We start from the raw sequence: 12,953 nt of genomic DNA, 5'->3' as shown, positions 1-12,953 counted from the left end.
CGAATACATCCGGTACTACAATCACGACCGCATCAAGCTCAAACTAAAAGGGCTGAGCCCCGTGCAATACAGGACTCAGCCCTTCGCGGCCTAACTTACCCGTCCAACTTTACGGGGTCAGTTCAGCGAAACGGGGCGTTTTTCATTCCGGACGGCTCGGCAAGGCGCGACTCAGATCTCCACCTTCGTCCCCAGCTCCACCACCCGGTTGGCCGGGATCGAGAAGAAGTCCGAAGGCTTGGCGCCGTTCTGATGCATCCACGCAAAAAGACGCTCGCGCCACATCGACATGCCCGGCAGCTTGGACGGGATGACCGTCTCGCGCGCGATGAAGAACGAGGTTTCCATCAGCTCGAAATGCATGTCGAGCTTGCGCTGCGCCAGATCGAGCACGCGGTTCACGTCTGGCGTTTCCTTGAAACCGTACTCCGACGCCAGGATGAATACGCCGCCGCCCAGATCCTTGCAGGTCAGGCGCTGGTTGTCGTCCACGTATGGAATGTCGCGGGTGACAAAGCTCAGGAACACCACGCGCTCGTGCAGCACGCGGTTGTGCTTCAGGTTGTGCAGCAGCGACACCGGCACCGATTCGGTACTGCCGGTCAGGAACACCGCCGTGCCTTCCACGCGATGCGGCGGATGGGCCAGCAGGCCGGCGATGAACGGCTCCAGCGGAATGCCGTCTTCCAGGCTGCGCGCCCGCAGCAGCTTGCGGCCGCTGTGCCAGGTCATCAGCAGGAAGAACGCCGTGCTGCCCATCAGCAGCGGGAACCAGCCGCCCTCGGCCACCTTGAGCAGGTTGGCGGCGAAGAACGACAGGTCGACGATCAGGAACGATGCGCCAAGCAGCGTCACCAGCACCCGGTTCCACTTCCAGAACCGGCGCATGACGATGACCGCCAGGAACGTCGTGATCAGCATCGTCGTGGTCACCGCAATGCCGTAGGCGGCGGCCAGGTTTTCCGACTTGCGGAACGACAGCACCACCGCAATCACCAGCACCAGCAGCGCCCAGTTGATCACGGGCAGGTAGATCTGGCCGATTTCAGCCGCCGACGTGTACAGGATGCGCATGCGCGGCAGGAAGCCCAGCTGGATGGCCTGGCTGGTCAGCGAGAACGCGCCCGAAATGACCGCCTGCGACGCAATCACCGTGGCGGCCGTGGCCAGCAGCACCATCGGCAGCTGCAGCATTTCGGGCACCATCAGGTAGAACGGGTTCTCGATGGCCTGCGGATTGCCCAGCAGCAGCGCGCCCTGGCCGAAGTAGTTCAGCATCAGGCAAGGCATCACCAGCGCAAACCAGCCGTAGCGGATGGGCTTGGCGCCGAAGTGACCCATGTCGATGTACAGCGCCTCGGCACCGGTCAGCACCAGGAACACGCTGCCCAGCACGATGAACGCCAGCAGCGAGTGTTCGATCAGGAACGAGATGCCGTACCAGGGGTTGATGGCCTTGAGGATGTCCGGCGCCTGCACCAGATGGAAGATGCCCAGCCCGCCCAGCGCCAGGAACCACACCACCATGATCGGCCCGAACAGCTTGCCCACGGCGCTGGTGCCGTGGCGCTGGATGAAGAACAGCACGCACAGGATGGACAGCGTGATCGGGATCACAAAGTGCGACAGCGCCGGCGCCGCGATCTCCAGGCCCTCCACGGCCGACAGCACCGAGATGGCCGGCGTGATGACCGCATCGCCGTAGAACATGCAGGCGCCAAAAATCGCCGACATCATGATCAGCCGGGCCATGCGAGATCGTGGGGCCGCGGTGCGCAGCGCCAGCGCCATCAGCGCCAGCACCCCGCCTTCGCCGTTGTTGTCGGCGCGCATCACGAAGAGCACGTACTTGATCGACACGACGACGATCATCGCCCAGAACAGCAGCGAGATGATGCCCAGCACCGCCTCGGGGCTGAACGGAATGCCGTGGTCCTTGCTGAAACACTCCTTCAGCGAATACAGGGGGCTGGTACCGATGTCGCCAAAGACGACGCCGATCGCGCCAATCACGAGCGCACGGGTGCTCGGGCTTTCGACGAAATAATGGCTGGTGGTTGCGGATTGGGTCATGGAATTGGGTCAGGTGAACCGGCTCGCGCCTCCCGTGCCTGCCTTTGGCTGCCCTGGCATGGCGCCAGGCGGCAGTCCCTCCAAAGTGCTTTATCAGGCACGATTTCTCTCACGCTAGCGGCTCCGGTCCCCGATGGGGCGTGTTGGCCTTCTCAGTTTCTATTGCGTTGCACAAACGCGCGCATTCTAGATGAAGTGTCGTGCGGCGACCACTATGGAAATGCCGACGTCGTCGGGCATGACCGATCAAGCATGGGAAAGAAGCCGGACATGGTCAAGGCCCGCCGGTGCCACAGCGGTGGGATCGCGCACGGACGGGACGTTGCGGGGGCACGACACCAAATGTCTGATACGTTACTTTTTCAAACAGCCGTCAGACACCGAGATAGCGGTCCAGCGCCGCCGGGGTGGCAGCCAGCTTGGCGGCGGGGCCCGCCATGGCCACCAGGCCTTTCTCCAGGACGACCACGCGGTCGGCATGCGCCAGCACTGCGCGGTAGTTGCGGTCGACCACGATCGACGCGATGCCGGTGCCGCGCACGGTGGCAATCACGTTCCAGATTTCGTGGACGATGCGCGGCGCCAGCCCCTCGGTGGCCTCGTCCAGGATCAGGCAGTCAGGATTGGTCATCAGCGCGCGGCCAATCGACAGCATCTGCTGCTCGCCGCCGGACAACTGCTGCCCGCCGTGCGACAGCCGTTCCTTGAGACGCGGAAACAGGTCCAGCACGCGCGCTTCGTCCCAGTCCTTGCGGCCGCCGCTGCCGGGCCTGGCCGCCATCACCAGGTTCTCGCGCACGCTAAGATTCGGAAAAATGCCACGTCCTTCTGGCACGTAGGCGACGCCAAGCCGGGCCACCTCGTGCGGCCGGGCGCGGGACATCTCGCGGCCCGCCACGCGGATCGTGCCCGCGCGTTCCCGGACATGGCCCAGCAGGGTCCGCAGCAGCGTGCTCTTGCCCATGCCGTTGCGGCCCAGCAGCCCGACGGTCTCCCCCGCGTTGACGTGGAAATCGATGCCGCGCAGCACGTGGCTCGATCCATACCAGGCGTTGACGCCGCTGGCATCGATGATGGCGGTGGTACTCATGCGCCGGCCTCCTGCCTCTGCCCCGATTCTTCCTCCTCGCCCAGGTAGGCCAGCTGCACCTCGCGGTTGGCGCGGATGCCGGCCGGATCGCCCGAGGCGATGACCGTGCCGTTGACCATGACCGTGATGCGGTCGGCCACGGCGAACACGGCCTCCATGTCGTGCTCGACCAGCAGGATCGCGTGGCCTTCGCGCAGGCCCCGCAGCAGGTCGAGCATGCGGGCCGATTCCTCGGCGCCCATGCCTGCCAGTGGTTCGTCCAGCAGTAGCGCCACGGGCTCGGTGGCCAGGCACATCGCCACTTCCAGCTGGCGCTTCTGGCCGTGGGCCAGTTCGCTGGCCACGCGCCCCGCGTGCTGCGCCAGACCGGCGCGCTCCAGCGCTTCATCGGCCAGCGCGCGGCTGGTGCGGCAGCCTTGCGCGGATTCCCACAGCCGCCACGCGCGTTGGGCACGCGATTGCGCCGCCAGCCGGCAGTTCTCGCGCACGGTCAGCGGCAGGAAGATGTTGTTGCGCTGGTAGCTGCGCCCCACCCCGTGGCGCGCCAGCTTCGGCTGCGCCCAGCCGGTAACCTCCTGCCCCTGCAGATACAGCTGGCCTTCCGATGGCGGCAACTCGCCGGACAACAGGTTGATCAGCGTCGACTTGCCCGCGCCGTTCGTACCGATCACGGCGTGGATTTCATTCAGGTGCAGCGACAGATCGACCTGATTGACGGCAGTCAGGCCGCCAAAGCGGCGCGACAGCATCTCGGCCTGCATCACGGGCGCCGATGTGGACGGGTTCATGCGGCCTCCCGGCTCTGCGCGTTCGGGTCGGCGGCCCCGGCATGGCGGCGCGCGCGACGGGGCGACCGTTGCCGCAGCACCGCCGGCACGCTCACCAGCCCACGTGGCAACAAGGCCACCGCGACGATGATGAAGCCGCCCATCAGCAACTGCCAGTGCTTGCTCAGCGTGCCGAACCATTCGGCCAGCAGCACGAACGAGAACGCACCCAGCACGGCCCCCGCCAGGCTGCCCACGCCGCCCAGGATCACCATCAGCATGGCATTGCCCGACTGGTGCCACGACGCAATCTCGGGGTTCACGAAGCCGAACTGGATCGCATACAGGAATCCCGCCAGCCCGGCCAGCATGCCGCCCGCCACGAACGCACCCAGCTGGTAGCGATACGTGCCGAAGCCGGCCGCGCGCATGCGTTGTTCGTTATGGCGGATGCCCACCAGCGCGTGGCCAAAGCGCGAGCGCAGCAGCAGCGCCAGCAGGGCCACCGTCAGCACCAGTGCGGCCAGCACGAGCCAGTAGAAGGCCACCGGATCGTTTACCGTGAGCGGCAGCTCCGAAAACAGGCCGAATTCGGGCCGGAAGTAGATGTAGGTGCCATCGCTGCCGCCGGCGATCTTGGTGTCGTGGAACACGAAATACACCATCTGCGCGAAGGCCAGCGTGACCATGATGAAGTAGATGCCGCGCGTGCGCAGCACCAGCGTGCCTACCACCAGCGCCAGCGCGCCGGCGGCGCCCACCGCCCCCAGCAGCAGCAGCCAGCCGTTGCCCGCCCCGCCCTGCGGCGCCAGCATGGCAGTGGCATAGGCCGCCATGGCAAAGTACGCCGCGTGACCCAGGCTGACCAGCCCCGTGTAGCCGATCAGCAGTTGCAGCGACAGGGCGAAGATCGCCATGATCATCACCTTGCTGAGCAGCTCGATGTAGTACTTGTGGCTGTCGGCAGTCAGCATCAGCGGCGCGGCGCACAGCACGGCCAGCGCGATGATCCAGCCCGTGGCGGCCAGCCAAGCGGGGCGCCGCACTGCCTGGGGCGCGATTGTCGAGATGTCGGTTTGCATGTCCCTTTCCTGCTCAGCCCGCGCGGAACAGCCCTTGCGGCTTCCACAGCAGGATCACGGCCATCAGCAGGTACACCAGCACGCCCGCGGCGTCCTGCCAGAACACCTTGCCGAACGTGTCGACAAAGCCGATCAGCAGCGACGCCACCAGCGCCCCCTTGACCGACCCGATGCCGCCAATCACCACCACCACGAAGCAGATGATCAGCACCTGCCCGCCCATGCCCGGGTACACCGACGACACCGGCGACGCGATCATCCCGGCCAGCACGGCCAGCGCCACGCCCAGCGCGAACACGAAGCGGTACAGCACCGTCACGTTGATGCCCAGCGACTGCACCATCTCGCGGTTGGTCGCGCCGGCGCGGATCATCATGCCCACCCGCGTGCGGCGGATCACGTAGTACATGGCGCCCGCCACCAGCAGGCAGACCGCCGAGATGAACAGCCGGTAGACCGGATAGGTCATGTCGTTGCCGATGGGCAGCGAGCCGTCCAGCAGCGCCGGTACCGGCACGCCGTGAACGTCGTCGCCCACCAGGATGCTGCGCAGTTCCTCGAAGACCAGGATCAGCCCGTACGTCATCAGCACCTGCTGCAGGTGGTCGCGCTGGTACAGGTAGCTGAAGAACGCCCACTCGAGCACGTAGCCGAACAGCACGGCCAGCACGATGCCCAGCGGCAGCGCGATGAACAGGTTGCCCGTCAGGCTGGCCAGCGTGAACGCCAGGTAGGCCCCCAGCATGTAGAAGCTGCCGTGGGCCAGGTTGATCACGCCCATGATGCCGAAGATCAGCGTCAGCCCGCTGGCCACCAGGAACAGCAGCAGGCCGTACTGCACGCTGTTCAGGCACTGGATGAGGAAGGAAACGATATCCATCGTGAAGCCGGCCGTGCCGTCTGGTGGGTCGTGGGTGGCGTGGGGAGCGCGGAAGGCCTGGGCCGGCGCCGGATCAGAGGCGGCAGCCGCGCGCCGGATCGGCCAGCGCCTTCACCGCCACGGTGCTGACCTTGTTCTCGCGGCCATCCACCTTGCGCAGGTAAAAGTCCTGCACCGGGTTGTGTGCCTTCGACAACGTGAACGCGCCGCGCGGACTGTCCACCTTGGCCGCTTCCATGGCCTTGATGATGTCCGGCTTGCGCGTCATGTCGCCCTTCACCGCGTTGGCGCCGGCCGCCAGCAGTTGCGCGGCGTCGTAGCCCTGTACGGCATAGACGTCCGGCTGCAGCTTGTAGGTCTTGGCGTAATCCAGGCGGAAGGCCTTGTCGCGCGCGTTGCTCAGGCCGTCGGCGTAGTGCAGCGTGGTTTCCAGGCCCTGGGCGGCCGCGCCCTGCGCATCCAGCGTGCCGTCGGTCAGGAAGCCCGAGCCGTAGAGCGGAATCTTGTCCTTCAGGCCGGCGGCCTGCCAGTCCTTCACGAACTTGACCGCGCCGCCGCCGGCAAAGAACACGAACACGGCGTCCGGCTTCAGCGACGCCACTTCGGTAATCAGCGCCTGGAACTCGACATTCGGGAAGGGCAGGCTCAATTCCTTGACCACCTTGCCGCCCTTGGCCTCGAAGGCTTCCTTGAAGCCCTTGACCGACTGCTCGCCGGCGGCGTACTTCCAGGTCAGCGTGACCACCTTCTTCATGCCACGGTCGGCCAGCACGTGGCCCATGGCGTAGCCGGGCTGCCAGTTCGAGAACGAGGAACGGAAGATATTGGGGCCGCACAGCGGGCCGGTGGCTTCATCCACGCCCGCGTTCGGGATGATCAGCAGCGTGTTGTTTTCCTTGGCCACCTTGACGATGCCCATCTGCACGCCCGAATGCACGGTGCCGACCACCACATCCACCTGGTCGCGCCGGATCAGCTTGGTGGCGTTTTCGGGGGCCTTGGCCGGGTCCGACTCATCGTCCACCTTGAAGTACTCCACATCGCGCCCGCCCAGCTTGCCGCCCTGCTGCTGCACGTACATGCGGAAGCCGTTCTCGATGGCCGTGCCCAGCGCCGCGTAGGTGCCCGTGTACGGCAGCATGAAGCCAACCTTGACCTTGCCACCGGCTGCCGTACCGGCCGGTGCGGTCTGCGCCAGGGCAACGCCGCCGGTGGCCAGCAGCGCGCTGGCAGCCAGTGTGACGACAGACAGACGACGCGCGTGCAGCAGCCTGCGCAATGCATTGCGATGCATGGATTCCCCTCCTGGTGGTCTGAAGCCGATGGCGCCGCACGCACCGAACCGGTGCCGGCCCGGCTGTCGTCGCCAATTATTTTAGGATTGAAGTATTTGCCGTTATAAACGCCGCGGTCGCAGCCGTCAATGCGCCCGCCTGGTCGCGGTGCGGCGAGTGCCCACAGCGCGCGAGTTTAAGCAGTACGGTTTGCGGGGCATATCGCTGGATACCCTCGATCTGGGCCATCGTGCCGTACTCGTCGTCCTCGCCCTGCACGGCCAGCACCGGGCAGCGGATGCCGTCCAGCAGCGGGCGCAGGTCGAAATGGCGAAACTCCGGGTTGAGCCAGATATCGTTCCAGCCCCAGAACGCCGAATCCACGTCGGCATGGTGGCGCGCCAGGCGGGCGCGCAGGTCGGTGCCCAGGTAAGTCTCGCGCGTGGCGGCGATGCTGTGCACCGACAGGTCCTCGACGAGGATGTGCGGCGCCAGCACGGTCATGCCGTCCACGGCATCGGGAAAGCTCGCCGCGAAAATCAGCGCGATCGATCCGCCGTCGCTGTGGCCCAGCAGCCAGGGCTTGCCGTGCTCGCGGCCGGGGCCGACGCCCAGCGCCTCGAACAACGCCGGCAGCGCCTCGCGGGCCTGGCGATGCATGAAATCGACACCCCATTTTTCGTCATGCGGCCGTGGCGTGGAGCGCCCGTAGCCATAGCGCGAGAACACCAGCCCCCGGAAATCGCCGGCTTCGCAGAACTGGCGCGGAAAATCTCGCCACATGCTGATGGAGCCCAGACCCTCGTGCAGAAAGACCACCAGCGGACGTCGCCCGCGCCCGGGCCTCAGCCATTGATACTCGATATCGATCTGCCGCCCATCGAACGGAATCCGAACCAGTTCGCTGCCCATGTCACTACCCCTGTCACTACCGCTACCACCACCGCTGCCACCGCGCCTGCCTGCACCCATTTGAGTGCGTGCCGACGATACTGCATCACGATCCGCGTCACGATCCGTCACGACAGCCGCGCCGCTTCCTCGCGCTGGCGCAGACGAAAGCGCTGGATCTTGCCGGTGGCCGTCTTCGGCAGTTCGTCCACGCACTCGATCTGCCGCGGATACTTGTACGGCGCCAGCTTCGCCTTGACGAAGCCCTGCAACTCGGCGGCCATGCCGTCGTGCCATTGCTGGCCCGGCCGCAGCACCACGAAGGCCTTGGGCTTGATCAGGTCGTCGGCATCGGCCACGCCAATCACCGCTGCCTCCAGTACCGCCGGATGCTGGGCCAGCGCGGCCTCCACCTCGAACGGCGACACATAGATGCCACCCACCTTGAGCATGTCGTCGCTGCGGCCCGCGTAGGTGTAGTAGCCGTCGGCATCGCAGACGTACTTGTCGCCGCTGCGCGTCCAGGCGCCCACGAAGGTATCGCGGCTCTTGTCGCGGTTGCACCAGTACATCAGCGCCGCCGACGGGCCCTTGATATAGAGGTCGCCAATCTCGCCCGCCGCGCACGGCTCGCCCTGCTCGTCGAGCAGCTTCAGTTCATAGCCCGGCACGGGCTTGCCCGTGGTGCCGTAGCGCACTTCGCCCGGCCGGTTCGACAGGAAGATGTGCAGCATCTCGGTGGAGCCAATGCCGTCGAGGATGTCGCAGCCGAAATGCGCCAAAAAGCGGTCGCCGATGTCGCGCGGCAGCGCCTCGCCGGCCGACGTGCAGACCCGCATCGCCACATCGGCGCGCAGCGGCAGGTCGGCGGCGGCCAGCATGCCCGCGAACAGCGTCGGCACCCCGCAGAAGACGGTCGGGCGATGCCGGGTCAGCCGCTGGAATACCGCCTGGGGCGTTGGCCGCTCGGCCATCAGCACCGTCGTGGCGCCCACCGACAGCGGAAACGTCAGCGCGTTGCCCAGCCCATAGGCAAAGAACAGCTTGGCGGCCGAAAACACCACGTCGTCTTCGCGGATGCCCAGCACCTGGCGCGCGTAGAGATCGGCCGTGTGGAACAGGTTGCCGTGAGTGTGGACGGTGCCCTTGGGACGCCCCGTCGAACCTGACGAATATAGCCAGAACGCCATGTCGTCGGGGCCCGTGGCAGCCGCTTTCGGCGCGGGATCGGCACCGGCCACCATGCTGGCGACCGTCGGGCCCGCCACGTCGGCCTCCGGCGCCGCCCCGGGCGCGGCCACGATCACGTCGGGCGCCAGCCCCGCCTTGTCGATGGCGGCCTGCATGGTGCCCAGCAGCGGCGCCGATACCACCACGGCCCGCGCGCCGCAGTGCGCCAGCATGTACGCGTAGTCGTCAACCGTCAGCAACGTGTTGACGGCCACCGGTACCACGCCGGCCAGCAGGCAACCCAGGAATACGGTGGGAAAGTCGATGGTATCGAGCGCGCACAGCAGCACGCGCTCCTCGCGCCGGAATCCGGCCCGGTGCAGCGCGCCGGCAAAGCGGCGGCAGCGGTCGTCCAGTTCGACGAAGGTCAGCGTCGTGGTGTCGTCGACATAGGCAAGCTTGCCGCCCCGCCCGGCCTGCAGATGGCGCGCGAGCAGGTCCTCGGCGGCGTTGTAACGGGCGGGCAGCACGGCGACGGCGGGGGCGGAAGTTGCCGGGCCCGGCGCCTCGCTGGCCGACGCGGAAGACGATGCGATGCATACAGCCGGGGACACCGCCTGCCCTGCCGTGCCGGCAGCCGCGGTGCTAGTGATCGGGGGCGTCATGTCTCAACTCCTCTGGCCACCCGGATCGTCGCCAGCCGCTTTGCGCAATCCGGTATGGCTTCCCGCAGTTTGTCTTCTTGTACCGACAGCCATGTACAGCGCTGCCGCGATGTCGATGCATTTTATTTCATATCGACTATTATGCAAGCAAGGGTATGCACTATATAACAGTGTGCGATAGGCACTGCCACGCATGCCCTGTACGTATAATGCGTCGCCCGATCCAGACGGACCCCATTTTCCCGATACCAGCATGCGTCGCGACCCCGATTCGCTCCTGACCCCCGACGGCCGCGCCGACCCGCGCACGGAGCCCCGCGCCGCCGGCGAGCGCGACCCCTATCTGACGCAGCTTGGCGAACGCATCCGTTCGCTGCGCGCGGCGCGCGGGATGTCGCGCAAGGACCTGGCGCGCGGCGCCGATGTCTCGGAACGGTACCTGGCCAACCTGGAGACCGGCACCGGCAACGCGTCGGTGCTGCTGCTGCGCCAGGTGGCTGGCGCGCTGGACGTACCGCTACCCGTGGTGCTGGCCGAGGTGGATGGCCACGCCGCCGGGCATGGCAACCCCGGGGCCGCCGAATTCTCTCAACTGGTGCAATGGCTGGCACAACTGCCCGCCAGCGACCTGGCGCGCGTGCGGGAAGCCGCGCAGCATGCGTTGTCGCCCGCGGAATCGCGCGACGCGCGGCACCGCCGCATCGCGCTGATTGGCCTGCGTGGCGCAGGAAAATCGACGATTGGCCGCGCGCTGGCCGCCGCCGAAGGCATGCCGTTCGTCGAACTGAACGCGGCCATCGAACAGGAGGCCGGCGCCAGCCTGTCGGAGATCCATTCGCTCTACGGCCAGGCGGCGTATCGGCGCTATGAGATGCGCGCCCTCGAACGTGTGCTGCGCGAACACGACACCATGGTGCTGGCCACGCCGGGCAGCCTGGTATCGGAGCCCGCCACGTTCAACCTGCTGCTATCGCGCTGCCTGACGGTCTGGGTGCGCACGTCGCCCGAGGAACATATGGCCCGGGTCGTCGCCCAGGGCGACATGCGCCCGATGGAAGGCAACCGCGAGGCCATGACCGACCTGCGCCGCATCCTGCAGGCGCGCACCCCGCTCTACTCCCGCGCTGACGTGTCGATCGACACCAGCGGCCAGGACGCCGCCTCGTCGCTACAGGGGCTCCAGGCGCAACTGCGCCAGCTTCCGCACTAGCGGCAATCCCGCCCGCAGCCACCCGGGACAACCCTTTTTCCCACGGCTTCTCCGGCTTCGCGCCAGGCCTTCGCGCAGGGCTTGCATCGCCCGCGTCGATGCACTATATTTCATCGCAAATGAAACAGCACTATAGTGCATCAAGGAGACGCCCCCATGTCGACGGATACCGCCGCGCTCGCCCCTGCCGACCCGGTGACCTTTGAGCGCCATCCCGACCAGTACCGCCACTGGAAGCTCACGTTCGACGGTCCCATTGCCACGCTGGCCATGGATGTCGACGAGGAAGGCGGCTTGCGCCCGGGGTACACGCTGAAGCTCAATTCCTACGACCTGGGCGTCGACATCGAACTGCACGACGCGCTGCAGCGCATCCGCTTCGAGCATCCCGAAGTGCGCACGGTGGTACTCACCAGCACGAAGGACCGCATCTTCTGCTCGGGGGCCAATATCTTCATGCTGGGCAAGTCCAGCCATGCCTGGAAGGTGAACTTCTGCAAGTTCACCAACGAAACGCGCAATGGCATCGAGGATGCCAGCCGCCACTCCGGCATCAAGTTCATCGCGGCCTGCAACGGCACCACCGCCGGTGGCGGCTACGAACTGGCGCTGGCCTGCGACGAAATCGTGCTGATCGATGACCGCTCGTCGGCCGTGAGCCTGCCCGAGGTGCCGCTGCTGGGCGTGCTGCCCGGCACCGGCGGCCTGACGCGCGTCACCGACAAGCGCCGCGTGCGCCGCGACCACGCCGACATCTTCTGCCTGACCACCGAAGGCGTGCGCGGCCAGCGCGCCAAGGATTGGCGCCTGGTGGACGATGTGGTCAAACCCGCCCGCTTCACCGAACACGTGCGCGAACGCGCCCAGGCGCTGGCCGCGCAAAGCGCCCGGCCAGCCGGCGAGGCCGGCGTGGTGCTGACGCCGCTGGCGCGGCAGGCCAGCGACACTGGCTATCGCTATGACACGGTGCGCGTCGACATCGACCGCGACGCGCGCCACGCCACGATCACCATTGCCGCCCCCACCGGCGACCAGCCGAAGGACGTGGCCGGCATCGTGGCGGCCGGCGCGCAGTGGTGGCCGCTGAAGATGGCCCGCGAACTCGACGACGCCATCCTGACGCTGCGCGCCAACCACCTCGACATCGGCATGTGGATCCTGAAAACCCAGGGCGACGCCGCGCAGGTGCTGGCCGCCGACGCGCTGATGGACACCCATGCCGACCACTGGTTCGTCCGCGAGACCATCGGCATGCTGCGCCGTACGCTGGCCCGGCTCGATGTGTCGTCGCGCAGCCTGTTCGCGCTGGTGGAGCCCGGCTCCTGCTTTGCCGGCACACTGCTGGAACTGGCGCTGGCCGCCGATCGCACCTACATGCTGCACATGCCGGACGCCCCCGGCGAGGCCCCGCACCTGTATGCCGACGCCGCCAATTTTGGCCGTTATCCGATGCCGAACGGGCTGACGCGCCTCGCCGCGCGGTTCTACGAAGACGCCGACGCACTGGCCGCCGTGCGCGCGCAGGCGGGCAAGCCGCTCGATGGCCCAGCGGCCGAAGCGCTGGGGCTGGTCACCGCCGCGCTGGACGACATCGACTGGCAAGACGAGATCCGCATCGCCATCGAGGAACGCGCAAGCCTGTCGCCCGACGCATTGACCGGCCTGGAAGCCAACCTGCGTTTCGGGGGCCACGAAACCATGGAAACGCGGATCTTTGGCCGGCTGACCGCCTGGCAGAACTGGATCTTCAACCGCCCCAACGCCGTGGGCGAGCACGGGGCGCTCAAGGTCTTCGGCACCGGCAACAAGGCCCGCTTCGACTGGGACCGGGTCTGACCGCCGCCCGCCAGC

The 12,953-nt window shown here is 66.9% G+C and carries 11 protein-coding genes; 3 read left to right on the top strand and 8 right to left on the bottom strand.

All coding sequences use genetic code 11. The features are described 5' to 3' along the window. On the top strand, positions 1–94 hold a 94-nt coding region (locus tag CYJ10_RS32940; protein ID WP_146002169.1), incomplete at its 5' end, for an IS3 family transposase. Positions 95–171: 77 nt separating this feature from the next. Here the strand turns inward: CYJ10_RS32940 and CYJ10_RS32935 are convergent. The 8 genes from CYJ10_RS32935 to CYJ10_RS32900 form a co-directional block, all read right to left on the bottom strand. Then, positions 172–2,073, bottom strand: a complete 1,902-nt coding sequence (locus tag CYJ10_RS32935) for a potassium transporter Kup (protein ID WP_101685629.1) — start codon at positions 2,071–2,073, stop codon at positions 172–174. Between the two features lie 373 nt (positions 2,074–2,446). Continuing rightward, positions 2,447–3,163 carry an ABC transporter ATP-binding protein gene (locus CYJ10_RS32930; protein ID WP_101685628.1) on the bottom strand — a complete coding sequence of 239 codons (717 nt, stop codon included), beginning with the start codon at positions 3,161–3,163 and terminating at the stop codon, positions 2,447–2,449. Then, complete coding sequence (locus CYJ10_RS32925) at positions 3,160–3,951, bottom strand: ABC transporter ATP-binding protein (RefSeq protein ID WP_101685627.1); 792 nt, start codon at positions 3,949–3,951, stop codon at positions 3,160–3,162. The genes CYJ10_RS32930 and CYJ10_RS32925 overlap by 4 nt, the downstream gene beginning before the upstream one ends. After that, positions 3,948–5,012: a branched-chain amino acid ABC transporter permease gene (locus CYJ10_RS32920; RefSeq protein ID WP_101685626.1), complete on the bottom strand. Its 1,065-nt coding sequence runs from the start codon at positions 5,010–5,012 to the stop codon at positions 3,948–3,950. The genes CYJ10_RS32925 and CYJ10_RS32920 overlap by 4 nt, the downstream gene beginning before the upstream one ends. Before the next feature lie 13 nt (positions 5,013–5,025). Next, positions 5,026–5,892 (bottom strand): branched-chain amino acid ABC transporter permease, encoded by an 867-nt coding sequence (locus CYJ10_RS32915; RefSeq protein ID WP_029050646.1) that lies wholly within the window; start codon positions 5,890–5,892, stop codon positions 5,026–5,028. 73 nt (positions 5,893–5,965) lie between these two features. Continuing rightward, the gene (locus CYJ10_RS32910; protein WP_101685625.1) at positions 5,966–7,186 is read right to left on the bottom strand and encodes an ABC transporter substrate-binding protein; all 1,221 of its coding nucleotides are present in this window, start codon (positions 7,184–7,186) and stop codon (positions 5,966–5,968) included. Positions 7,187–7,262: 76 nt separating this feature from the next. Beyond that, the gene (locus CYJ10_RS32905; protein ID WP_101685624.1) at positions 7,263–8,078 is read right to left on the bottom strand and encodes an alpha/beta fold hydrolase; all 816 of its coding nucleotides are present in this window, start codon (positions 8,076–8,078) and stop codon (positions 7,263–7,265) included. A 107-nt stretch (positions 8,079–8,185) separates the two neighbouring features. Further along, positions 8,186–9,892 (bottom strand): benzoate-CoA ligase family protein, encoded by a 1,707-nt coding sequence (locus tag CYJ10_RS32900; RefSeq protein ID WP_101685623.1) that lies wholly within the window; start codon positions 9,890–9,892, stop codon positions 8,186–8,188. Between the two features lie 253 nt (positions 9,893–10,145). On the opposite strand from CYJ10_RS32900, the gene CYJ10_RS32895 reads away from it, so the two are divergent. After that, positions 10,146–11,102: a helix-turn-helix transcriptional regulator gene (locus tag CYJ10_RS32895; RefSeq protein ID WP_101685622.1), complete on the top strand. Its 957-nt coding sequence runs from the start codon at positions 10,146–10,148 to the stop codon at positions 11,100–11,102. A 156-nt stretch (positions 11,103–11,258) separates the two neighbouring features. Further along, positions 11,259–12,938: a 2,3-epoxybenzoyl-CoA dihydrolase gene (boxC, locus tag CYJ10_RS32890; RefSeq protein WP_101685621.1), complete on the top strand. Its 1,680-nt coding sequence runs from the start codon at positions 11,259–11,261 to the stop codon at positions 12,936–12,938. Positions 12,939–12,953 lie beyond the last annotated feature (15 nt).

Source organism: Cupriavidus pauculus (genome assembly GCF_002858765.1).
Lineage (GTDB): Bacteria > Pseudomonadota > Gammaproteobacteria > Burkholderiales > Burkholderiaceae > Cupriavidus > Cupriavidus pauculus_B.
This window is presented reverse-complemented; position numbering and strand designations above follow the sequence as displayed.